General features: G+C 63.5%; 18 protein-coding genes. 9 read left to right on the top strand and 9 right to left on the bottom strand.

Annotation, left to right across the window (positions count from 1 at the left end):
- Positions 1–10: 10 nt before the first annotated feature.
- Positions 11–544, bottom strand: a complete 534-nt coding sequence (gene purE, locus ACJD00_RS03660) for a 5-(carboxyamino)imidazole ribonucleotide mutase (protein WP_418908533.1) — start codon at positions 542–544, stop codon at positions 11–13.
- Positions 545–604: 60 nt separating this feature from the next.
- Positions 605–1765, bottom strand: coding sequence for a 5-(carboxyamino)imidazole ribonucleotide synthase (locus tag ACJD00_RS03665; RefSeq protein WP_418908534.1), 1161 nt, complete (start codon positions 1763–1765; stop codon positions 605–607).
- Positions 1766–2002: 237 nt separating this feature from the next.
- Between ACJD00_RS03665 and ACJD00_RS03670 the strand changes: the two genes are divergently transcribed.
- Positions 2003–2560: a GtrA family protein gene (locus ACJD00_RS03670; RefSeq protein WP_418908535.1), complete on the top strand. Its 558-nt coding sequence runs from the start codon at positions 2003–2005 to the stop codon at positions 2558–2560.
- Positions 2561–2563: 3 nt separating this feature from the next.
- Here the strand turns inward: ACJD00_RS03670 and ACJD00_RS03675 are convergent, their stop codons facing one another.
- Complete coding sequence (locus tag ACJD00_RS03675) at positions 2564–3295, bottom strand: TIGR03089 family protein (RefSeq protein WP_418908536.1); 732 nt, start codon at positions 3293–3295, stop codon at positions 2564–2566.
- A 274-nt stretch (positions 3296–3569) separates the two neighbouring features.
- On the opposite strand from ACJD00_RS03675, the gene ACJD00_RS03680 reads away from it, so the two are divergent.
- Genes ACJD00_RS03680 through ACJD00_RS03690 form a run of 3 tightly spaced genes read left to right on the top strand, consistent with a single transcriptional unit; the run spans position 3570 to position 9417 of the window.
- Entirely contained in the window at positions 3570–4100 is a 531-nt protein-coding gene (locus ACJD00_RS03680; RefSeq protein WP_418908537.1) for a WhiB family transcriptional regulator, read from the top strand.
- A gap of 11 nt (positions 4101–4111) precedes the next feature.
- Positions 4112–7579 (top strand): glycosyltransferase, encoded by a 3468-nt coding sequence (locus tag ACJD00_RS03685; protein WP_418909297.1) that lies wholly within the window; start codon positions 4112–4114, stop codon positions 7577–7579.
- Positions 7579–9417 (top strand): DUF5719 family protein, encoded by a 1839-nt coding sequence (locus ACJD00_RS03690; protein ID WP_418908538.1) that lies wholly within the window; start codon positions 7579–7581, stop codon positions 9415–9417. The genes ACJD00_RS03685 and ACJD00_RS03690 overlap by 1 nt, the downstream gene beginning before the upstream one ends.
- A gap of 3 nt (positions 9418–9420) precedes the next feature.
- Here ACJD00_RS03690 and ACJD00_RS03695 read toward each other — a convergent pair whose 3' ends face one another.
- Complete coding sequence (locus ACJD00_RS03695) at positions 9421–9870, bottom strand: metallopeptidase family protein (protein WP_309408540.1); 450 nt, start codon at positions 9868–9870, stop codon at positions 9421–9423.
- Positions 9871–9972: 102 nt separating this feature from the next.
- On the opposite strand from ACJD00_RS03695, the gene ACJD00_RS03700 reads away from it, so the two are divergent.
- Positions 9973–10365: a DUF3499 domain-containing protein gene (locus tag ACJD00_RS03700; protein ID WP_418908539.1), complete on the top strand. Its 393-nt coding sequence runs from the start codon at positions 9973–9975 to the stop codon at positions 10363–10365.
- A 179-nt stretch (positions 10366–10544) separates the two neighbouring features.
- On the top strand, positions 10545–12020 hold the full coding sequence (locus ACJD00_RS03705) for a TIGR01906 family membrane protein (protein WP_418908540.1): 1476 nt from the start codon (positions 10545–10547) through the stop codon (positions 12018–12020).
- An 81-nt stretch (positions 12021–12101) separates the two neighbouring features.
- On the opposite strand, the gene ACJD00_RS03710 is transcribed toward ACJD00_RS03705, so the two are convergent.
- Positions 12102–13943, bottom strand: a complete 1842-nt coding sequence (locus tag ACJD00_RS03710; protein ID WP_418908541.1) for an AMP-dependent synthetase/ligase — start codon at positions 13941–13943, stop codon at positions 12102–12104.
- A 61-nt stretch (positions 13944–14004) separates the two neighbouring features.
- A complete protein-coding gene (locus ACJD00_RS03715; RefSeq protein ID WP_418908542.1) occupies positions 14005–15615 on the bottom strand; it encodes a dolichyl-phosphate-mannose--protein mannosyltransferase in 1611 nt (536 codons plus the stop codon).
- A gap of 66 nt (positions 15616–15681) precedes the next feature.
- Between ACJD00_RS03715 and rsmI the strand changes: the two genes are divergently transcribed.
- The gene (gene rsmI, locus ACJD00_RS03720) at positions 15682–16533 is read left to right on the top strand and encodes a 16S rRNA (cytidine(1402)-2'-O)-methyltransferase (protein WP_418908543.1); all 852 of its coding nucleotides are present in this window, start codon (positions 15682–15684) and stop codon (positions 16531–16533) included.
- Between the two features lie 142 nt (positions 16534–16675).
- Complete coding sequence (locus ACJD00_RS03725) at positions 16676–18160, top strand: NAD-dependent succinate-semialdehyde dehydrogenase (RefSeq protein WP_418908544.1); 1485 nt, start codon at positions 16676–16678, stop codon at positions 18158–18160.
- A gap of 84 nt (positions 18161–18244) precedes the next feature.
- On the opposite strand, the gene ACJD00_RS03730 is transcribed toward ACJD00_RS03725, so the two are convergent.
- Genes ACJD00_RS03730 through ACJD00_RS03740 form a run of 3 tightly spaced genes read right to left on the bottom strand, consistent with a single transcriptional unit; the run spans position 18245 to position 22921 of the window.
- Complete coding sequence (locus tag ACJD00_RS03730; RefSeq protein WP_418908545.1) at positions 18245–20644, bottom strand: transglutaminaseTgpA domain-containing protein; 2400 nt, start codon at positions 20642–20644, stop codon at positions 18245–18247.
- Positions 20641–21945: a DUF58 domain-containing protein gene (locus tag ACJD00_RS03735; RefSeq protein ID WP_418908546.1), complete on the bottom strand. Its 1305-nt coding sequence runs from the start codon at positions 21943–21945 to the stop codon at positions 20641–20643. The genes ACJD00_RS03730 and ACJD00_RS03735 overlap by 4 nt, the downstream gene beginning before the upstream one ends.
- A 7-nt stretch (positions 21946–21952) precedes the next feature.
- Entirely contained in the window at positions 21953–22921 is a 969-nt protein-coding gene (locus ACJD00_RS03740; RefSeq protein ID WP_418908547.1) for an AAA family ATPase, read from the bottom strand.
- Between the two features lie 197 nt (positions 22922–23118).
- Between ACJD00_RS03740 and ACJD00_RS03745 the strand changes: the two genes are divergently transcribed.
- The gene (locus tag ACJD00_RS03745) at positions 23119–24036 is read left to right on the top strand and encodes a TatD family hydrolase (RefSeq protein WP_418908548.1); all 918 of its coding nucleotides are present in this window, start codon (positions 23119–23121) and stop codon (positions 24034–24036) included.
- Positions 24037–24174: the final 138 nt, after the last annotated feature.

The following is a 24174-nucleotide window of genomic DNA, read 5'->3' on the forward strand; positions in this document are numbered from 1 at the left end:
GCGGCTTTCTTTAGGACGTGAACTTCTCGTTGGCGACTTCTGCGCGCAGGGAGGCACCCTTGGCGTAAGCCGATTCGCGCAGAGAGTTGGCAAATTCCAACAACTTGTTCTGCAACGACTCGGCCAGCTCATCGGTTCCCGAAGCGAGCATGCGCACCGCCAGCAGACCCGCATTGCGGGCCCCGCCGATCGACACGGTGGCCACCGGAACGCCGGCCGGCATCTGCACGATCGACAGCAAGGAGTCCATGCCATCGAGCTTGGCCAGCGGCACCGGCACGCCGATCACCGGCAAGGGCGTAACCGAAGCGAGCATTCCGGGAAGGTGCGCGGCACCTCCGGCGCCAGCAATGATCACCCGTAGTCCGCGCTCGTGAGCACGCTGCCCATACTCGATCATCTCGGTGGGCATCCGGTGTGCGGAGACCACATCGGCCTCGAAGGGGATGCCAAATTCCGTCAGGGCCTCGGCCGCTAGCCGCATAACCGGCCAGTCGGAATCCGAACCCATGACGAGGCCGACCAGTGGTGCAGTTGAAGTCATTTGAAAAAGAGTCCTTGCGTTAGGGCGGGGCAACGACATAGCGGTGCCCCGGTTGGAAGATTACCCGTGGACCGGGACGCCGTCACGGATTAGCGCGGCGACTTCACCGGCGCGCTGGCGAAGTTCATCGACACTTTGCCCGTTGTTTGCCACCACGTTAACGTGGCCGATCTTGCGGCCCGTGCGGACGGACTTGCCATAGGCGTGCACCTTAACTTCCGGTGCGTGGGCCAGTGCGGCAGGGAAAGCGGAGAACAGATCCTCATTGGCGCCGCCGAGGTAATTCTTCATAACCGTGGTTCCCAGCGCGTCGGTCGCACCCAACGGCAGGTCGAGGACGGCACGCAAATGCTGTTCGAACTGGCTGGTGATCGAGCCGTTCTGCGTCCAGTGGCCGGTGTTGTGCGGGCGCATGGCCAGTTCATTAATGACGAAGCCTATGCCCTGCCCCGGGGTCTCGAAGAGCTCGGCGGCCATCACACCGGTGACACCGAACTCCGCGGCGATGCGTAGGGCCGCATCGGCGGCCGCCGACGCGGCGGCCGGATCCAAATCCTGTGCGGGGGCGATAACCTCGTCGCACACACCATCGACCTGAATGGTGTGCACGACCGGCCAAGCCTTGGACTCGCCCGAGGGGGTGCGCGCGACCAGCGCGGACAGCTCCCGGCTGAAGTTGACCTTATCTTCGGCTAATAGGGCACCGTTGGCGAACCAGTCGGCTGCCTCCGCGGCGGATGCAGCGTCATCGATGATGCGCACACCCTTGCCGTCGTAGCCGCCGCGCGGGGTCTTCAATACCACGGGCCAGCCGATGCGATCGCCAAACTCCACGAGTTCAGCCACGGTTTCGACTTTGGCCCACGCCGGGTTTGGCAGGCCGAGGCGCTCAATGGCGGCCCGCATAATGAGTTTGTCCTGCGCGTGAATCAGCGCCTGCGGGCGTGGCTGAATGTTCACGCCCTCGTCGATCAGCGTATTGAGGTGTTCATTCGGGACATGCTCGTGGTCAAAGGTCACCACATCCTTGCCCCGGGCGAAATCGCGAAGGGTCTGTAGATCTTTGTAGTCGCCGACCGGGGCATCGGGCACGCAGCGCGCGGCCGAGACCTCTGCTCCTTCCGCCAGAATATGCAGTTCAAATCCGAGGTTTAGTGCCTCGGGGGCCATCATGCGGGCCAACTGCCCGCCACCAATCACACCAATTTTTGGAAAGCTCACCCACCTAGGTTATCGAAATACTGCGCTCGAGGAGTGTGCTGGTGCTCTCCTTCCGCGTAATCTCCGGCCTATTAACAGGAATCGCCTATAAAATGGGTCGGACAACTCCGATTTACTTGGAATTGGGAAAGCGTACAGATCCCGGCTACCGCCGGGGACCTATAGAATTTCGTGCCCGACCGCCCGCGCAACCCGAACAGGAATGCGTTGGTGGTCTTGGGCCATGTGTGGAGGGCAATGTTCGAGCGCATCAGCCATAAGATCGCAGGACTCGTATCGCTGCTGTGGCGCGAGGTCGCCAAGTTCGGAGTCGTTGGCGGTGTCGCCTTCGTCATTGACTCGTCGATTTACCTGTGGATGTTGCATGGTCCGATGAGCGATTCACAGGTGAAGGCCAAAATCGTCGCTGGTGTCGTGGCCACCCTCTTTTCGTGGGTTGCTAACCGCTACTGGACGTTCCGCCACCGCCGCCAAGCGAATGTGGTGCGCGAGCTGGTTATGTTCATCGTGATGAACGCCATCGGTCTGGGCATTGCTGCGGCCTGTGTTTGGGTGACCAAGTATGTTCTGGGTCTGACCGACCCGACGAGCGTCTTCATTGCCGGTTCGGTGGTTGGTCTGGTGCTGGGTACGATCTTCCGCTTCTTCGCCTACCGTTTCTGGGTCTTTGGCGCCGAACTGGATCAAGAAGAACAGTTCGCTCACGACCGTGAGCTGATCGGCTCGCACCACCACGAAGAGCCGGTGATTGCCGAGCCGCTGGGCACCGATACCGGCGCCCAGCCCAAGGTCTAAGTTTTAGTTTTTCTGCGCGAACCCGTACTCGGAACCGATACCTTCACTACTGCGCAGCGAGTCGCTGAGTTCGACTTGCTCTCCGAGCAGCACAATGCTGTCACCGGCGGCGAAGCGTTCCACGATCCAGGGCAGGACCTCTGGCAGGGGGAGTGCGCCGTTGAGCGCAACGGTGCCTTGCTCTTTTCGGTCGCCGTTGCAAATCTCGGCCAAGCTTAGTTTTGTGCTGCCGGCGGCCAGTGCGGTGAGGTGCCCGGGTAGGGCCGAGGCGGAAAAGCTATCGGCAAACGACCGGACGAGGGCGGTATAGTCCTCGGCTACCGGTCCTAGATCGCCGTCGAAAGCCAAAGCCAGCGAGGCGAGATTCACTGCCAGGATCTCGGCAGCCGGAGGAATACGCGCATCATTGGGGTCGGTGCTTACCCAAAGCACCGCCTCGGTGGCCAGCTCATCATCCGGAGTGGTGAGCACCGCACCGTGGTGCCAAATGGCGAAGGCCAGCACCAGAGATTTCCAGTGTGTCGGCAGGTCCAGCACGACGGTGTCACCGGGATTCAGCGCCGGGAGGTCCATGAGCAGGTTGGCGCTCTTGGCCACCCAGTTGTCGAAGACCCTGCCGGAGAGCTCGATGCGTTCGCCCTCGTGAGAGTGCCATATCAGCCACGGCGTGGCTTGGGCTCGGCGAGTGGAGAGCAGATCGTCAATGTAAGGAGCGGGGCGCGCTGTATCGGTCATAGAAGAAACTTAACCAATTCCGCGGCAAGATACGACCCCCACGGGGCACGCCCGGTTAACCTTCCATTCTTCTCGGCGTGTTGTGCCGAGAGTTTGCTGAGAAGTCTCCATAGAATGACCTCCCCGCTTGACTATGGGCGAGTTACACGGATGTAATTAGATGGTGAGTTCGCTTCGATCGCCATTTACGCTAGATCGATGGAATAAATAGAAGCGAATGGGCATCGGTGTAACCTGCCTAACTAACTCAAACCAAGCGAAAGGTCAACATCACATGGCGAATTTGGAGCAGGCGTACTCCGATATTTCGACATCAGCTGTTGCGTCGTCCCAGTACGGGCTCGAAGGCGCTCCATCCGATTGGTTTGTCGATCCTCAGGCGGAGGATCAAGAGCGAGATTCCCTCGCTGAAGATCTAGAGAAGGCTGCAGACGCGCTCCTCGAGCGCGACGAGGCGCAGCCAGTAGAGACGACCGAGGCCGTGTCCACCGCAGGCTCGTGGGCACCGGAACTCGATGAAGATGAGCAGGTCCGCGACAGCATTAAGGCCGTATGGCTGGGTGTCGGCGGCGATCTGGACGAGGGTGAGCTGGGCTGGCAGGCCCGTGCCCTGTGCGCACAGACCGATCCGGAGGCGTTCTTCCCGGAAAAGGGCGGATCCACCCGCGATGCGAAGCGCGTTTGCGGTGCCTGTGCGGTACGTTCAGAGTGTCTTGAATATGCGTTGAGCAACGATGAGCGTTTCGGTATCTGGGGAGGGCTCTCGGAGCGCGAACGCCGCCGCCTACGGAAACGAGCCATCTAATTCGCCCGCCAATCCATGTCACCGCCATCGTTGCTGCGCACGATGGCGCTGACTATTTGCCACGCACTCTTGCCGCTCTGCGCAACCAGACTCGCCCCATTGAACGATTCGTTGGCGTGGACGCGGCCTCTCAAGACAGCTCGTTCGAGACGCTGAAGGTCAATCTTCCCTCCAACGCTGCGCTGCTCCATGCACCAAAGCATTCCCTGGGGCGCTCCGTGGCCGAGGCCGTTGAAGCCTTGCCTGCCGCCCGCGAAGATCGCGACGAGTGGCTCTGGATCATCCACGACGATTCAACCCCGGCCACCGACGCGTTGGAACACCTCACCCGGACCGTGGAGGCCTCCGAATCGGTCTCCATCGCGGGTTGTAAGCTGCTGGACATTGATAATCCGCGGCGGCTGGTCGAGGTAGGACTTGTGGTGGACCGCCGCGCGCAACGCCTTACCATGGTCGACACCGACGAGGTTGATCAGGGGCAGTATGACGCGCGCAGCGACTACTTTGCCGTCTCTTCCGCAGGCATGTTCATCCGGCGTGAAGTATTCGAGGAACTCGGCGGTTTTGACCCGGCGTTGCCCGGACGCGGAGACGACGTCGACCTGTCGTGGCGCAACCGCCTAGCCGGGCACCGCGTGGTTGTGGTCCCCGAGGCCAAGATGTATCACCACGCCGATGTGGTCGAGAGCATGGCAGGTCCGCGGGAAGCGCGACGTGCCGAAGTTTTCATGCGGCTCAAATATGCGGCTCCGGCCGCCCTGCCGCTACTCTGGATCGGCATTCTCGCCGGTTCGCTCGTGCACTTCATGGGTGCGTTACTGGCCAAGGACCCGGGGCACGCCTTTAGCCATCTCGGCGCCACGCTGCGCGGGCTCTTCTCTCCGCTGAAACTTGCCGCCTCCCGCCGCCAGGTGCGCTCGAGCAAGCAGATCCCGCGGCGACAGGTCCACAAGCTCATGGCTACCGGCGCGCAGGTGCGCGAATATCGCCGCAACCTCGCCACCGGACGCACGGAACAAGACGTCTACGGAGACGGTTCGGGTGCCGCCGGACCGATGGAACCCAGTGGCGATAACTTCGGCGACTACGCCAGTTTGGCCCGCCCGCCGCGGACCTCGGCGGTGCTTTCGCTGTTGCTGGCCCTTGCGCTGCTCGTAGGTGTTTCTCTGGTCGGCTGGCGCTCAATTCTCGGCGCGTCGGCGCTAGACGGTGGTGCCATGCGCCCGCTGTCGACCTCGCTTTCGCAGCTTGTGGCCAACGCTTTTTCCTGGTGGCAACCGCTGGGAACCGGTCTCGGCGCAGCTCCGGATAGCGCCGATTCGATGTATTTGCTACTCGGGCTGATCTCGGTAAACCACGCAAATCAAGCCATGGTGATCCTGTACCTGGCGATGATTCCGCTGGCCGGATTCACCGCATGGTGGGGGATCGGTGCGCTCAGCCGTTCGCGCGCGCTACGCTTCGTCGTGGCATTGCTCTGGGGCTTGCAGCCTTCGCTTTTCGCCGCGCTGAACTCCGGGCGCCTAGGGGCTGCAGCCATTCACGTACTGCTGCCGTTGTTCCTTATGGCCCTGCTTCGTGCCATGAACGCACAGGTGCCGGTTGAGGGCACGGTGGAACGCGAGGCCACCGAACAACATAAGTCGGCGTGGACCGCGTCGGCCTGCGCTGCCCTGCTTCTCTTCGCGATCTCGACCGGATCCCTACCTTTCTTCCTAACGCTCGTCGTGCTCGTGTACCTGCTGACACTGCTTGCACCGCGCCGAGCCAAAACCCTGTGGTGGGTGCCGCTGCCTGCGTTGCTCTGGAATCTGCCAGTGCTGTTGGATGCCATTGAAACCCCGCGCGTGCTGCTCGGCGAACCAGGCGCCCCATTGGCCTACGATCCTGCCCCGCTTTGGCAGATGCTCTTGGGCTTCCCACAGGCCTTCGACATCGCCGGTGCGCCGGTGGGTTTCGACTGGCTTCCGCAGGGTCCGTGGGCCCTCGTCGCGGCGCTACTCGTCGGCGCCCCGGTGCTGCTGCTGGCCTGCGCTGGCACCATCGGAGCCGGATTCAGCTCCAACTTTGCCTCGCGGCGTAACCCGCGATTGCTCATGTGGGCCGCGGCCTTATCGCTACTTGCCGGGTGGGGGCTGGGCCGTTTGCCGGCAGCGCTCGATTCCGATCAGGCGGTGACCGCCTATGCCGGGCCGTTCATCTCGCTCGCGGTATTGGCACTGATCGGTGCCGCCGCGACCTCGGTGGCGGCCGTGCGGCAGGAACAACTGGCCCGTCCGGCACGTCGGCCGGCACCGCGTAGCCTGCTTGGCGCGATCACGGCGCTGGCCGTGATCAGCGTGTTGGCGGCCGGAACCATCTCTATGGCCGGGCAACTGTTCACCGCCCAGGACGATCGTTCCGTGGCGCTGGCTGGGACCCGCCAGGTCGGACCGTCGGTGGCACGTACCGTGCCGGCCACCGCGGCCGATGCGGGGCGTAGCGCCGCGGCCGAACGCACACTCGTGCTCACCCGACGCTCAAACGGTGATATCGACAGCCAGCTAGTTAGTGGGGACGGCCAAAGCCTCGACTCGCTCAGTACCGTCAGCCAGGCTCGCCAGCTGACCGGCCCACTGTGGGCCCCGGAGCGGAACAATGATTCGGCCACCGAGCAGGCGCAGCGCGAAGCCGTGGCGATGCTTCTGTCCGAATCAGCATTGGACGCCCGTGAATTGCTCGGCGATCTGGGCGTTGGCTATGTGGTGCTCAACGAACGTGGCGAGGCCGCATCGGCGACGGTTCGCGTCTTGGACTCCGCCACCGGCTTGGCCGCCGTGGGTCAAACCGACAGCGGCTGGCTCTGGCGTGTGGGCTATGAGAACAGCGACGGTGAAGCCGGTAGCGGGTTTGCCCGCATTATCCAGGAGAACGGGACGATCGCAGTGCTGGAATCCAGCCGCGATAAGATTCGTGACCTTCAGTTGCCAGAGGCCTCCGCTGAACGGACTCTGGTGCTGGGCACTGCCGCCGACCCGCGGTGGCGGGCCAGCTTCAATGGTGAACCTCTGCAGTCGGTGAGCTATCCGGAGGATTCACAGAACCGGTGGGCGCAAGCCTGGAAGGTTCCGGCCGAAGCGGGCGAACTTTCCGTCCGATACGAGCAACCGTTGGCGATTCCTGCGATTGTGCTTGGTGCACTGGTCTTGTTGATCACCGTCCTCTTGGCCATCCCGGTACCGAGCAACCGGCGTCTGGTGAGTTACCGCACCGGAGAATACCGATTCCGCGGTAAATCCAGCGAAGCTTCGGAGGCCACGGAAGCTACGTCGGAAGAGCCAGAGGTGCTTCCCGAGACCGTGCCGGCCGCCACTGCGGCACCGCGACCGGCCCTGAGTCGACGAGAGGCGCGAGAACGTGCCCACCGTGTTCGTGAAGATCTCAACCCGAAGCTCAGCGACCGGATTTCCGACAGCGACGCAGAGCAGGAGAAGAAGTAGTGTCTGATTCCACCCGAGGGGAACCGGCCCGCGACTCCGACCTGCCCGAACCGGTCGGTGCCGCCAAGCCAGAGCGCCAGCCCGAACCGAAGCCAGCCTCCTCCGAGGAGCCAGCGCCGAAGCCTGCACCCGAGCCGGTCAAGGACCAAAGCACCGGGACAGAGGCAACCCAGAAGGCATCCGAACCGCTGGATCCGTCCGTAGCCAAGCGCCAGCGCAAGTTGGCAAAGGTTTCGCGTGCCGCGAAGAAGGACGCACAGCACCATCAGCGCCGCCGGAAAGTTGGCGCCGCACTGCTCTCTTGCCTAGCGGTTGGTGTCACCGGCGGACTCGTCGCCGCGGGCTCGTTCCTGCTACCAGAACCGGATCGGCAAACCCTTCCGGCCGCGGTGACCTCGTTGCCTGCCGGTGACGCGCAGAGCGTGTGCCTGCCAGCGCCGCAGCTTCTGAAGGGCGTGGACGGGGTGGACCCGCAGTTTGAGCCTGGCGCGAAGGACATTTCCACGAGCCTGCGCACCGCATTGGTCTCCGATCTTGCCAAGCGGATGCCGGGAGCGAGCCTGTCGGCACTTGACGGCAGCGACGCCAAAGACATCACCAAGCGCATCGACGAGCAGGAAGCCGCCGAAGCCAAGGGAGCCGACGCCGAGGGTTTGACCGGGCGTGTTGCTCGGGTAGATACCGACACCAAGCGTTCCTCGGCCGCCGTGTTCGGTGTTCAGCCGCTGGGGCAGCTTCCCTCCATCGGCAGCGGCTTGCGTAGTTTCTTCGCAAAGGACGGGGACCTAGCCGGCCTGGCTGTTGCCAGCTGTCAGGTACCCTCGGCCAGCTGGCGCTTTACCGGATTGCAGACGCAAACAGGTACCACCAGTGTTTTGCACCTGGCGAACCCCACGCGGACCAGCGCGCAGTTGAACCTGCAGTTACGTGGCCGTGAGGGGCTCATCGACGCCCCGACCTTGCAGAATATTGTGCTGGCGCCGGGGGCTACCCGGGCCATCGTGCTCGGAGCATATGCGCCGGATGAAGAGTCCGTGGCCGTCTCGGTGGATAGCACCGGCGGCAAGATCACCGCGATGGTGCAACAAACCTCCCTGCGTGGTCTGACGCCTTCCGGCGTGGACTGGGTGCAGGCCAATGCGGTGGCAGCCGCCAAGCAGGTCATCCCCGGTGTGTGGATTCCGCAGCCCGGTGATCTCCAGAAGCTAACCGGCTCTGGAGGTCAGAACAATCTTGTGCCGCAGTTGCACGTGGCGGCCACCGGTGCCGCCGGTGCTGGTTTCACAGTGAAACTGCTCGATGCCAAGGGCGAGGTCAAGGCCGAGCTCGGAGATAATCTGGCGGTCGCGTCCAACGCCACCAGCATTGTGGACCTATCTTCGGTGGCCCCGGGCACCTATTCGGTGGTGGTTGAATCCAACGATCCGGTGACCGCGTCGGTACGCATGGTGCGTGGGTCGGATCCCAAGAAGTCCTCCGACCAGGCATGGGCGGCCAGCTCACAGGCCCTCAACGGCACCCAAGTCATGCCGGTGGCGGCCGAAGGCAACGGCGAATTTACGCTGACGGCGCCCTTCGCCGCCTCCGAAGTACGCGCCACCGTGGTGGGCAAGGACGGAAAACTGCACAAGTCGCAGACCCTGAAAATCGCCCAGGGCACCAGCGTGAACTTTAAACCCCGGGATACCGATGAGCAGGCCAGTGCCGTGGTCTTCGAAGGTGATTCGAACGCCTACATTGCCCAGCTTGTCTGGGGCGCGGAACGCTCTTTGGGCTGGGCAGCAATGCCACAGGCCACCACCGGGCGCGATGGCATCGTGGTCAACGTCGCCGGGTAGCGACTAGTCGCGGTCGTCGGGGTAGAACTCCGGATCGATTTCGTGCGGGTCGCGGAGCCAGAGATTCGCGACCTCTTGCACGATGCACTGGTGCACAATGTCCACGATATCCACCGGCGACTCGGCCAGCCGTTCGATGGGCAGCCGGTAGATCGTAATGCGTGCCGGGCGCCGCTCCTTTGCCGGCCGAGAACTGCTCAATGGCACACGGGTGCCATGCGCTGCGGCTTTGTCGAGAAGCTTGTCGCCCGGGACCGGCAAGATACTGAAGTCAATCGCTTCGATCGCCGTGCCCCACCGTTCGGCGAGTCGTTGGGCGCTGGCCATGACCGCGTCATCGAAACGCTCTGGCCGCGAGCGGTAGCCAGGCAAATGCATGGGCATCAGCGGGCCACGACGGCCACGTCCATGCCGCCAGCGGCGCCGGCGTGGCGCCGCGAACTGATCGTCCATGGAGCTAACACTACAAGTCGCTAGGCGCTTGAAGCGAACGCCATGCGCTCCGGCCGCGTCGGCTACAGCGCACAGCCGGTACTCGCCGAGTAGACTAAAGATGTGCATGCTCTACGTCTGTGTTCCCGCCCCGCCTGCCAGGAGGCCGCTCGCGCCACGTTGACCTACGTGTACGCGGACTCCACGGCCGTGCTTGGTCCATTGGCCACATACCCCGAGCCGCACTGCTACGACCTCTGTGCCCGGCACGCCAATGGGTTGACGGTGCCCAGCGGGTGGAAACTTATTCGAGGGGCGTTCTCCGAACTGCCCGCCGACCCCGAGCCGGTCGATGAACTCTATGCGCTGGCCCAAGCCGTGCGCGAACCCGATGCTCGACCCGAACCCCAGGAGAACCCGGCCCCGGAAACGATGCGTACCGCCCGCGGGGCGCGCCTCGATAGTGGGCCTCGCGTCGCCATGCTCTTTCCACGCACCGATCCGGAAGAGTCCTAGCCAGCATGGTGACCCCGGTAGCCTAACGGCCGCCGAAATCTCTCAACCTCGGCTGGGTTTTCGGTGTGGATATGCGCCGTTGCGCTCCTCGCGCTGGATAAGCTGAACCTGCAGGAGCCTACGCTGGGCACACCGCGCCGTTAATCATCGATCAGTGCGCATATTCTGGAGGTTTCCTCATGGCAGAGGCGGCGAAAGATACCAACGGGTCATCTACCCCGGCATCTCAGTCCACGACCGCGGCCACGCCTGACGCGAAGCAGCAGGCCTCGCTGAGCCAAAAGGCCGAGAAACTCGCCGCGCGGCTCGAAGCGCACAAAAAGCAGTCACAGGAACAGGCTCGAACCGCAACGAACGAGCAGCCTACGGTCAAGTCCCAGGCCCCAGCGAAGCCAACCAGCGCCGCACCGGAGACGAGCAAGCCTGCCGCCAAGGAAGCTTCGGCCAAGCCGGCTGCCGCCTCGGCCACCGCGAAACCGGCGGCGAAGCCCGCCGCAGCCAAGGCCCCACAGAACAAGCCAGCTGCAGCCAAACCGGCCGCGAAGCCCACGGCCAAGCCGGCCGCTGCGAAGCCAGCCGCGGCCAAGCCTGTTGCCAAAGCAGCGACCAATGGGGACAAAGCCAGCAGTGACGTCGAGGACGTGATCCGGGCGATCAAGCTTCCCCATGAGGTTCAGGCCGAGAAGGACGCGGCACGCACCGCCGCACAAACCGCACCGAAGCCAGCACCGAGCAAGCCTGCCGCGGCAGGGCAGAAGCCGGTCGAGCGTCCCGCGGAGGTTCCTCCGGTCAGCGTGGCCGATTCGAGCGAGAAGACCTCCCCGGCATCGGCCGCGGCCGTCGCCCAGGCGCGGAGCCGAGTTTTCGGCAGCTACTCTCCGGAACCCAAACCGTCGCCCGAGGCGCTCAAGCGCCGCGCGGCGCGTGAACGAGCCCTCAACTCAAAGCCTCCGCTGGCGCGTACGGCGCAAGTGGTGCTCTCCATTCTCTTTCCGCTACTGGCCTTGATTGCGGCGGTACGGCTGGTGGCCACCCCACTGTTCTTGGCTCTGGCCTACGGCCGCCCTGGTTTCCCCTCGGATGCCTACGGATTCACCGATGAGCAGCGCTTGACCTATGGCAGCTACGGAGTGGATTTCCTCAATAACTTTGCCGGACCAGAATTCCTCTCTGGTCTCAAATTCCCGACCGGGTCCACCATGTTCACCGACGGTGAGGTGCAACATATGGTCGATGTGAAGAACCTTATGGGCATGGTGTACGTGGGCGGGGCGATCCTGGCGGTACTGGCCATTATCTGCATCGTGTATCTTGCGCGTCGCTATGCCGGCGGCGTACGCCGTTCCTGCTTTACCGGAGCCATTCTGCTCCTGGCAGTAATTGCCGCTTTGGCCGTGGCCGCCGTGCTGGGCTGGAACGGTTTCTTCTCAAGCTTCCACGCGTTGTTCTTCACCGAGGGGACCTGGACCTTCAACGTGACCGATACGCTCATCCGGCTCTACCCGGAGCAGTTCTGGATTGACTCGGCGATCGCCGTGGCCGCCCTCGTGGTGTTGTGTGTGGTGATCACGCTGAGCGCCTGCTGGCCCACGGCCCGACGCCGTGAAGCCTCGCGGCTGCGTCAGGACGCCCGCGTCTTTGGCCTTGGGGGCTAATACCCACCAGACGTAGAAGTCCGCCGCCGCACCCGAGCCTTATGGGCGCGGCGGCGGACTTTTTGTATTTGTGCCCCGTTATTAGCGCGCGTAGATGGCCTCGACTTGATCCGTATGGTTTTCCAGCACGGTGGCCCGCTTGAGCTTCAACGAACTGGTGAGGTAACCGTTGGTTTCGGTGAATTCGGTGGGCAGAATCTGGAACTTTCGAATGGACTCGGCCTTGGACACGGTACGGTTTGCCTCATCGACATAGCCCTGCACCTCGGCAAGGACCTGAGGGTGCTCGGCGGCCTGGCTGAGGGTGAGTTCGCCGAGCCCCTGAGACTTGGCCCAAAGGCCTAGCTCTTCGGTATCGAGCGTGATCAAGGCAGCCACAAAGGGGCGGTTTTCACCGACAACCACACATTGACCGGCGATCCGCCCGGCGCGGACCATTTCCTCCATGGGCCCGGGGGAGACGTTCTTGCCTCCGGCGGTGACGATGAGCTCCTTTTTCCGACCCGTGACACGCAGATAACCCTGATCGTCGAGTTCACCCATATCGCCGGAGCGGAAATAGCCCTCGTCGGTGAATGCCGCGGCAGTGGCCGTGGGGTTGTGGTGGTAGCCGGCGAACACACCGATGCCCTTGATGAGGATTTCGCCGTCGTCGGCGATCTTGATGCTGGTGCCCGGGATGGGACGTCCCACGGTGCCCACGCGGGTGGCATGGGCCTGATTAACCGTGGCCGGCGCGGTTGTTTCGGTCAGTCCATAGCCTTCGACGAGCTGAATGCCAGCGCCACGGAAGAAGTGTGCCACCTCGGGGTTCAGTGCGCTGGCCCCGGAGATTGCGTACCCGCATTCGCCGCCGAAAACCGCGCGCAACTTTGGATAGAGCACCCGGTCGAAGAACGCATGTTTCAGTCGAAGACTCAGTGGGAAGCGAGCCGGCAAGCCACGCCCACGGGCATCACGAATGCGCGAAACTGCGATGGCGGTTTGTTCAGCGCTGAGAAATAGCTGGGCCTTACCGGCTTGCTCGGCGCTGGCCAGCGCGGTGGTGCGGATCTTTTCGAAGACTCGGGGCACGGCCAGAAGGAAACCGGGGCGTACAGCGGCCATATCTTCGGCGATGGTCGCGGTGGAATTGGAGTGGGCGATCACCGCGCCGCCGTGGATGCAGGTCTGCTGCACGGCACGGGCCAGCACATGGGCCAGCGGCAGGAACATGAGGGTGCGGCGCTCTTCGCCGAGAAGTTCGAGCATGTAGGCGGCGAGGTTGTGCGCCACGAGGCAGAAGTTCGCGTGGGTCATGGTGCAGCCCTTGGGGCGACCGGTGGTGCCCGAGGTGTAGACCATGGTCGCCGGGTCGTGAAGTCCAGCACTCGCCCGGGCGGTCTCCAGCGCGGCGGAGTCGATCTGGTGCTCATCGGCCAACAGCGCATGTAGGCCGGGGCTGGGGATGAGCTCGTCATCGGAGCTAGCGGCTCCTTCGAACAGATGCACCGTCACGCTTTCGCCGAGGGTGGCGGCGGCTTTGCGCACATTGGCGCGGATCTCGTGATCTTCGGCGAATACCACGCGTGCTCCGGAGTCACGCAGAATCCACTCGATTTGGTATGGGCTGGAGGTTTCGTAGATCGGAACCGAAATCGCTCCGGCGAACCAGATCGCCTCTTCGGCCAGCGCCCATTCATAGCGGGTGCGCGAAATGATCGCGACGGTATCCCCGGGGCGCAGCCCGTCGGCTATTAGCGTTGCGGCTAAGCGGCGCGCATCGCGCAGAAAGTCGTTGGCGGTTACATCGTGCCACCGGTGGCCGCGCTGCACGCTGAAGAGGGCGCGGTCGCCCGCGGAAGCCACTCGATCTAACAGCAGATTGGTGGCGTTGTATCCCGGATCGAGTTCGGTGAGTAGATCAACATGGACTTCACGCATGGGATTCCTTCGGCGGCGGTGGCGGGGATGAGGGGATTACCGCCTAGTAATATAGTTGAATTTAGCCCCAGCTGGGAATCCAGAGGTGAGCCTTCCAGTAGGCATCGTCAATCATTTCACCGGACCAGATGGGCCAGAAGAAGGCAGAAGTGAGCAACACTAACGCCACGAAGATGCCCACCAGGAGCACCCGGGTATGGTCGGTACCCCGTGGTTCACTCGGGGCGGGCAGGAACCTGCCGATCATGTAGGTCAGGGCCAAGCACATGAATGGCACCAGCGGTAGCGTGTAGAAGAAGAACATCGTCCGCTCCGGGTACATCAACCACGGCAGGAATCCGGCGACCACCGAGGACAGAATGGCTCCCGCCCGCCAGTCGCGGGCCCCGGCCCACCATAGGATGAGCAGGAACATGCTCAGTGTTGCGGCAAGCCACATCACCGGGTTTGGCAGATCGGTGATTACCTCGGTGCACCGCGAGACGGTGCAACCGTTCACCCCCTGGTCGTAACCCTCGAAATACATCAGTACCGGGCGACCGGCGAAGGGCCAGGTCCACGGGGCAGAAGCCCACCCATGTTCCGACCCTAAACCGGTATGGAACTGATAGGCGCTCTGATGATAGTGCCACAGCGAGCGGAGGCTCTCGGGCAACCAAGATAGGCCCTCGCCGGGGTGTTCGGCAGCCCAGTTACGGTATTTGGCGCCGGTGCTGATAAACCAGCCGGTCCAGGAGCTCAAATAGGTAATCAGTACCAGCGGCATCATGGTGAAGAAGGCATATATGCCGTCTTTCACGAAGGATGCCTGGAACCAGTGGCGAATCCCGATCGTCCGCCGTGCCGAGAAATCCCAGAGCACGCTGAGCACGCAGAACACTGCGATGAAGGCCAGCGCCGACCATTTGACGGACACGGCGCAGCCCAACATTACGGCTGCAGCCAGTCGCCACGGACGCCACGGCAAGAACGGTCCATGAAGTAGCGAGAAATCATCGGGTTTGTGCCCCTCGGGCACCGACAACGCCCGGATTAGGCGCTTGCGTGCAAACTCCCGGTCCAACACGAGGAAATAGAACCCGGCGAGCAGGAAGAACATCAGGAAAATATCGAGCAAGCCGGTGCGCGAAAGCACAATGCTGTGCCCATCCACCGCCATGAACAGTCCGGCCAGCCCGGCCAGCAGATGAGAGGCGAAGAGTCTGCGTGCGCAGAGAACGACGAGGAGCACCGACAGCGTGCCAGCCACCGCCGTGGCAAAACGCCAGCCAAAACCGTTGAACTCACCGAACAGCGCCATGCCCAGAGCGATCAACCATTTACCCAGCGGTGGGTGCACGACATATGAGGGCTCGCCGGTCAGCTGTGGATTGCCGGCAATGAACTGCTCATTTGAGTCCTTGACCCATTCCATCTCATAGCCGTGGTGGAGCAGTGAGTACGCGTCCTTGACGTAGTAGGTTTCGTCGAAGATCAGCAGATGCGGATGCTCGAGGTTCACCATGCGCAGCACTCCGGCCAACACGGTGATCACCAATGGAATCAGCCAGGTGCGCACATCCCGTGGGGCCGTAGCTAACAGCAGGCGCGCACGAAGGCTCGCGGCGCTGAAGGCCTGACGCGAGGACTGGACCGTGGCGTGGACGGTGGGACGCGAAACCGTTGTGCTCATCGAAGTTCATGCTACCGCCGTGGTCGAGCAAAACCCGGGTTTGCGACGCACAGTAGGCTAATACCTGTGAATAAGGACGAATCAGCCGGCGCCATCGTGCTGGGCGCAACACCCATTGGCAATCTGGCCGACGCCTCGCCGCGCCTGCGCGAGATTATGGCTACCGCAGATGTGATTGCGGCCGAAGACACGCGAAACTTCCACCACCTGGCCTCGGCACTAGGGGTCACTGTGAGTGGGCGCGTCATGAGCCTGCATGAGCACAACGAGGTGGCCAAACGCGAAGAAGTAATTGACCTGGCCGAGTCCGGAGCCACCGTGCTCGTGGTATCCGACGCCGGGATGCCTGCCGTTTCGGATCCGGGTTATCCACTGGTTGCCGCCGCGATGGAGCGCGGGGTGCTGGTCACCGCGGTTCCCGGCCCCAGCGCAGTACTCACTGCGCTGGCGCTATCGGGGCTGCCCACCGGACGGTTTACCTTTGAAGGCTTCTTACCGCGCAAGGCCGGTGAGCGACGTAAGCGTCTGCAGGCATTGGCCACCGAACAACGCACCATGGTGTTCTTCGAAGCGCCGCACCGTGTCGCCGAATTCCTCAGTGCAGCCGCGGAAGAATTCGGGAGCGGACGGCTCGGGGCGGTGGCCCGCGAGTTGACCAAGAAGTTCGAAGAGGTACGCCGCGGTGAGCTAGGGGAACTGAGCCAGTGGGCCTCCGAAGGGGTGCGCGGCGAAATCGTGGTGGTGATCGCTGGCGCGCCGGAACCGGAACCGGAGAAGGCCGAAGATCTGATCGACCTGGTGCAGCAGCGGGTGGCCGAAGGAACGCGCATGAAAGATGCCGCAGCCGAAGTAGCCAGTGCGCATGGGGTGAAGAAGCGGGAACTCTATGAGGCGGTTCTTGCCGCTCGGGAGAGCTGAATCGGGCCGAGTTCCCTTGGTTTGAATGCACAATGAATCCGGGTATTTATAGTGCACAGGGAGGTTTACACTGCTTTCACCGAAGACTTAGGTTAGGCATGAAGAAACTACCGACAACCTTCGACTTCAGGAGATGCGCGTTATGACCATTACCGCACAGCACGAAGCTGAACTTCTCGCCAAGGTCCCTACCGGACTGCTTATTAATGGCGAATGGCGTGACGCCTCTGATGGCGGCACCTTCGATGTGATGGACCCCGCCACCGGCGAGAAGCTGACCACTCTGGCCAGCGCCACCTCTGAGGACGCCATGGCCGCACTGGATGCAGCCGACGCCGTACAGGCCGACTGGGCCCGCACCGCACCGCGTGAGCGCGCGGAAATCTTGCGCCGCGCCTTCGATCTGGTGACCGAGCGCGCCGATGACTTCGCCCTGCTGATGAGCCTCGAAATGGGCAAGCCGCTGGCCGAGGCCCGCGGTGAGGTCACCTACGGTGCCGAATTCCTGCGCTGGTTCTCCGAGGAGACCGTGCGCCACTACGGCCGCTACGTGACCACCCCGGAAGGCAAGAACAAGGTACTGGTGCAGCACAAGCCGGTTGGCCCGTGCCTGCTGATCACCCCGTGGAACTTCCCGCTGGCCATGGCTACCCGCAAGGTTGCCCCGGCCATCGCCGCCGGTTGCACCATGGTGCTCAAGCCCGCCAAGCTGACCCCGCTGACCTCCCAGCTCTTTGCCGCGACCATGATCGAGGCTGGCCTTCCCGCGGGCGTACTCAACGTGGTCTCCGGCGCTTCGGCGTCAAAAATCTCGGCACCCTTGATGAGCGACGATCGGTTGCGCAAGGTGTCCTTCACCGGTTCCACCGCAGTGGGCAAGCAGCTCATGAAGGATGCCGCCGATAAGGTCCTGCGTACCTCGATGGAGCTCGGTGGCAACGCCCCGTTCATCGTCTTTGAGGACGCCGACCTGGACGCCGCAGTTGAGGGTGCGATGGCAGCCAAGATGCGCAACATGGGCGAGGCCTGCACCGCCGCTAACCGCTTCCTGGTGCACCAGGATGTGGCCGAGGAATTCACCGCCAAGTTCGCTGCCGCCATGGGCGCCTTGAAGCCAGGCCGTGGCACCGACGCCAACTCCAATGTCGGTCCGCTGATCGAGGAAAAGGCTCGTACCGAAATTGACGGCCTCGTGCAGGCCGCGGTCGCCAACGGTGCAACCGCCGTCACCGGTGGCGCGCCGGTTGAGGGCCCGGGCTACTTCTACCAGCCCACCGTGCTGGCCAACGTGGCCAACGATGCCGAGATCCTCTCGCAGGAAATCTTCGGCCCGGTCGCCCCGGTGACCACCTTCGCCGACGAGGCACAGGCTATCGCCCTGGCCAACTCCACCGAGTACGGTCTGGCGTCCTACGTTTACACCAAGGACTACAACCGCATGTTCCGTGTTTCGGAGCAGATCGAGTTCGGTCTGGTGGGCTTCAACGCCGGTGTGATTTCGAACGCCGCCGCTCCGTTCGGCGGTGTGAAGCAGTCGGGCTTGGGTCGCGAAGGCGGCGCCGAGGGCCTGTCCGAATACACCACCGTGCAGTACATCGGCATCGCCGATCCCTACGCCGCCAAGTAACGCCCGGCACGCGCACCACGTGGTGCGCGCGGCCACGGCGTAGTTAGGCCCGGTTCCTGCTCATGCGGGAACCGGGCCTGATTTTTATTTTTGCCGGCTCATCGCACGCACCCTGAGCGAACGTAGCGAGGGCGGGAACAACCAGGCGCGCAATCGGGTAGTGCCGTTGCTGATGTGGGCGAGTGCCTGACGTAGTTGCGCCAGATCCGCCAGTAGTTGCTCGGCATCGGCCTTATCGGGGTGGCGATGGGCGTAGAAACTCGACTCAATCCTCCGGCGTAGCCGTTCAAAGAGCTCGTCATTGCCCGGCAGTGCTTCGTTGAGGGTCTTCAGGTAGTCACCAACCGAATCTGCCGGGCGCATGGCTCGGCCATAGTCGCATCCGATCGCACGCAACTCATCGAACAGGCCTTGTGCGGCGGCGGCAGACCCAGCACGGATGGCCTGCTCCCGGGAGCGGCGCTGGGAAAGGCGCAGCAGCGGCGCAACCGACAGCAGTGCTAGAAGCAGAAGCGCCCCACCGCCCACGATCCAGCCTGCGACCGAAGATTGCGTACTCCGTGGTCCCGCCGCCGTCGGCGGTTGGCTTGCGGTCTCCGACTCGGTGGCGGTCTGCGTGGCCCGCGGGGTCCGCGGAACCTCTTCGGGGGCGGTGGAACTACCCCCGGCCAATTGCGGGGCCGGGGCATAGCCCGGAGCCTGCCCGCGGCCCGGCGTCGGTTCAAACGGTACCCAGCCAATGCCCGGCAGGAACAGCTCCGGCCAAGCATGAGCCTGACGTCCGGTGATTTCATAGGCCCGGAGCTTGGAGCCGTCCGGCGACAGGTCCACCGCATCGGTGCCCCCGAAGTACCGCTCCAGCACGGGGTCAAGGGCTACCTGCTGGCCCGGGGCGTAGCCCAGTACCAGCCGTGCCGGGATGCCGGTGCTTCGGGCGGCGAGCACCATCGTGGAGGCGAAGTGCACGCAATACCCGGCGCGACGCTCGAGAAAAGCCTCAATGACGCGCTGGTTGGCCCCGTCATAGCCTTCGCGCAGCGGGGTCTGCTCCGAATAGCTAAAGCGTGTGGACCGCAGATAATCCTGGATGGCCTGGGCCTTTTGCAGGTCGGTGGGGGAGCGGCCCAGGTCGTTAAAGGCGGCCTCGAGGAAGTCACCGAGATCGCGAGCCAACGCCCCGTTGGCGTCGAGACCGGGGTCGGTGTAGTTGGGGTGAAGCACCGGCGGGCTGGGATTAAAACGATTCTGCACCCGGTTGATTTCGGCGGCCGACATGTCGAGCTCGTCGTATTCCACCGTGGCGGTGCGGCTCTCACGTGTCATTTCGTTGAGTTTGAGGATTTCCGTCTCCGGGCTCCACGTCCAGGCCCCATCGAGCCCCAAGACGCTGTCGGCACCCTGCGGCATGGGAAGCGTTGCCGCCGAGCCGGGCGTCGTCCAGAACATGGTCAGCAAGTGACGGTGCGTATTGACCCACGGCGAGCGCCCACGCTCGAGTCCGGAGGAATACACGTGGTCCACCTCCATCTCGTCGTCGCTCGGTTCCCAGCGTTCGGTGGAAAGATCATCGATCACGGCGGTGCGCAAATAGGGGGCGTTCTCGGCGGTGCTCAGGTAGGTGAATACCACCGAGCCGTTGTTTGAACGAAGGTCACGACCCAGATTGATCAGGGGATCGATGTTGCTGGCCAATCGTTCACCGGAGGGGCGGGTGCCTTCGGGGAACATGCCCTGGCGGAAGCCGGGCACCCAGAGGCTCGCGGCAAGCATGGCCAGGGCACTGGCGGTGGCGATCACCGCTACCGTGCCGCCCGATCGTCGGCCGGGGCGTGTCGGCCGCTCGAGATCCACGCCGCCATGAACCCACGGCAAGAGGTAGTAGTAAAGGATCAGCGCGAGGAAGACCACCAGCAGGTAGCTCAGCCCCGCACCGCTGAGCTTAAACAGGGAGGCGATGATCAGGGGCACCGCCACCGGCACCGGTACCCACCCGGCCGTGCGTGGGAAGGTCGCCAAGAGCTGAGCGATCAGGCTCACCGCGATGGCGGCCAGGTAGAGCACGAACCCGACGAAGGGGGAGTCGGCCACCGGGGGCAGCTGGGTATAGAACTCGATCATGGCCCCTTGCCATAACCGATTGATCCGGGCCAGCTCCAGCCCCGAACCGAGCCAAGGCACGATGGCCGGGCTGAACAGCACCGCCCCGATCGCCACGGCGATTAATACCGGAACGGCAAGCAGTCGGGTGCGTGGCCGGGAGGTCAGGGAAAAACCAACGACATGCAGAAGCACGACCGGCAGGATGACCGGGGTAAAGAACTGCCAGCCGGCGATGACACCGTTGAAAGAGGCGTAACTAGCCAGTACGGCGGTGGCCAGCGCCCCGGCCGCGAGCAGCCGCCACGGGAGAGTCGAGGGGGACTGCCCGGTGTGTACCGGCCGCGGGGCACGGTGTGCTTGGTGTTCTACAACGGGCAGGCTCATGAGAGGCGCTCCTGCACCCGGTGCCCGGAGGCGTCCATGACGTGCACCTTCCACGCGGTGTCGGCCAGCCGGTCGATGGCTCGACGGTGGCGTTCGGGATGCGAGAGCACCAGGTAGAGATGCAGTTGCCTTTGGCGAAGGGCCAGCGGGGCCAGCCGGTGAGCTTGCGCCTCGCTGAGGTCGCCCAGAACCACGAAGATCGGTTCGTCCCGGTGGTGGTGTAGGGCCCCACGGAGCGCAGGCGCCAGCAGGTCGGGGCTTTGGGCCTGCCCGTTGCCGGGTTCCAAGGCCAGGCTGGGGGTGGCGGCGTGGAATGCCTCGAAGGTGCCCGCCCCATGGGCGGCCGAGTCGTGGCGCAGATCGTGCCCGGCCAGATCTCGCACTTGCACCTGGTAACCCCCGGCGGCGTAGCGCTCGCCGATGGAACAGATGGTTTGCAGTGCGCTTTCGAAGCGTCGGGTGCTGTTCAGCTCAGGCTCCTGCCCTTGCGGAATGGAGAGACGAAAGTCGGCGGCCTGATTCCAGTGTTCAAGGTAGCGATCGAGGATGATCAGGGCCTGTGCGGTGGCGATCTGGTTTTCTTGACGCACCATGAGCTTGCCTTGGTGCGCGGTAGCCTTCCAGTGCACTTGTCGCACCGAATCACCCTGCTGGTAGTCGCGGGTGGCCACGTCGTAGTAGTCGGTGGTGGGGCTGTGGGCATGGCGGGCGTCGCCGGTGAGGTTGCGTTCGCCCACCGCCGGTGGTTGCTCACCGCCTAATGGTGCGCAGCGCACCGGCACGGGGAACAGCCGGCCGGTGGAGACCATGCCGCGGATCAGCCCCAACGGGTCGGCCAGCACGCGTTGCGCGGGGCCGATTAAGTGGATCCCGCGCTCGCGGAAAACCACCTCGTAGTCCACGCTTCCCGGGGCCTGCAACTGTGGGCCCCAGCCGATGGGTTCGGGCAGTGTTTCGTGAATCTGGGCTGGCTCGGGGCAGGACAGGGTCAAGTGGGTGCTGTGCCCGGCCGTGGGGGCCGCGGTGTGTATGAGTCGCTGAATCTCCGTGTGGTGCCGGGTGCGCAGCAGAACCAGCATGCTCAGCAGCACCACGCAGAGTAGTCCCACTCCCAGGGCCATCAGTTCGGGTCGCCCAAGCATGAAAGCCAGCAGCAGACAGAGTAATCCGCCGCCGGCGGTAATTCGGCCTCGCGTGGTCAACAGGTCTAGGCGTAGCCAGCGTACGCGTGGTCGGGGGCGGTCATTTGAACGCTCCCAGGACAGCGAATCGCGTGAGTCGAAGCGGTGCACGGTAGGCATCGGCGGCCTAGCCTTGATTCACATCGGTGTTCTGCAACAGTGCGGTGACGATCTGCTGTGGCTCCTGTCCATCGGCCACCGCATTGCGGGTGAGGATGAGCCGGTGCGGCAGAACCAGGGCGCTCACGGCCCGCACATCCTCGGGAATAGCGTAGTCTCGACCGCGCAGCGCCGCGTGGGCTTTGGCGGCGCGGACGAGCTGAAGCAAGGCGCGCGGTGAAGCGCCGAGCCGCACCGAGGGGTGTTCGCGGGTGCCACGGCCCAGATCGACAACGTAGGCACCGAGCTGTTCGGTCACCGTGACGTTGGCGACCTGATGAATCATGGTGCGTAGCTGCTCTCGGTCGATCACCGGGCTCACGTCGTCCACCGGCTCGTGCAGGTGCCGGTTGGCGATCATCGCGATTTCATCCCCGCGTTGTGGGTACCCCATAGAAATCCGCGCCATGAAACGGTCTCGTTGGGCTTCTGGGAGGGCGAAGGTTCCCTCGGAATCGATCGGGTTCTGCGTGGCGACCACCATGAACGGGCGTTGCAGATCATGAGTTACCGAATCGACCGTGACCTGATGCTCTTCCATGCTCTCGAGCAGCGCGGACTGGGTTTTCGCGTTGGCCCGGTTAATCTCATCGGCGATGATGATATTCGCGAAGATTGGGCCGGGGTGGAAGGAAAACTCTTGAGTTTTAGGGGAGAACACCGAGACGCCGGTGACGTCGCTGGGCAGCAGATCCGGGGTGAACTGAATACGGTGTACGCTGCAGTCCACGCTACGTGCCAGGGCTTTGGCCAGCATGGTCTTCCCAACTCCGGGTACGTCCTCGACCAACAGGTGACCTTCGGCGAGTAATACGATCAACGCCTGCTCGGTCACCTCGTCCTTGCCGGAGAGTACACGGCGCATCGAGTTGGTGATGGCCTCGGCCTGTTCCCGAAAGCTGGTGTCGCGCAACGGGATGGTCTGCTGCGAATTCATCGAATTCCTCCTGGGGCCGTGACCGGCACATGCGTGCTGATGTGTGTGTCAGGCCCCGGTTTCGCCCTTTTAGTGTGTGTTTCACATCATAGGCGGTTGGGCCCCGGCTCGATAGTCGAATGGACCGTGGTGCGCGGGATTGCTGAGCTTAATGGAAAAATGGCTAGCGGATGTTCGACGAGCGGGAGATTAAACGCATGGCTAAGAGCAAGGCAATCGATCTGGAACTGATTCCCGAGGCTTATCGTCCAACACAGCCACTGAATTCCGAGGCATCGAGCAAGGAGCGCAACCGGATCTATCCGCCCGCGCCACAAGCGCTACCGGTGCCGGTGATCGATAACCATACGCATATGGACTTCGAGAAAAGTTCCCCGATTGACGTGGAGCAGGCCCTGGGCGCCGCGGCCCGCGTCGGGGTCAGCGGCGTGGTGCAGGTGGGGTGCGATGTGCTCTCATCCCGCCAAGCGGTGCAATTGGCCGAAACCCACCCTCAGGTGTTGGCCGCGGTCGCCATCCATCCGAACGACGCCGCACGCCTAGCCGAACGTGGTGAGCTCGAGGCCGCGCTGGATGACATCGCCGCGTTGGCCGGGCATGAACGGGTGCGCGCCATCGGGGAGACGGGGCTGGACTACTTCCGCACCGAGGAGCCGGGGCGCCCGGCCCAGGAATACTCGTTCCGGGCGCACCTCGAGCTGGCCCGTGAGCACCACAAGGCCGTACAAATTCACGACCGGGATGCCCACCAGGATGTGGTGCGGGTTTTGCTCGATGCGCAGCGCCCGGAAAAGGTCGTGTTTCACTGCTTCTCAGGCGATGAAGAGCTGGCGCGGCTGTGCAATGAGCACGGGTGGTATATGTCCTTTGCCGGAACCGTATCGTTCAAGAATTCCACCGACCTGCAGGCGGCCTTGCGGGTGGCGGACCCCTCGCTGATTCTGGTGGAAACCGATGCGCCCTTCCTGACCCCGCATCCCTTCCGCGGACGCCCCAATGCCAGCTATATGATCCCCTACACGGTGGAATTCATGGCTCGTGAACGCGGGATGGACCTGGCGGAGCTTTGCCACTTGGTGGCCCAGAACACGCGCGCAGTGTACGGCGACTTCTAAGGGCTTCCGGTGTGCGACGCGCCATATTTCGGTTGCGTCTTTTATTAAGATTCGGTTACGGTTGAAAGGATGCATTGCCCGCGGGCGGTGCCGCCGGGTCTTTGGGTTTGCTTCCCTCAGCATCGCGGCCACGTAGAC

The organism is Glutamicibacter endophyticus, from assembly GCF_048457885.1.
Classification (GTDB): Bacteria; Actinomycetota; Actinomycetes; order Actinomycetales; family Micrococcaceae; genus Glutamicibacter; species Glutamicibacter endophyticus.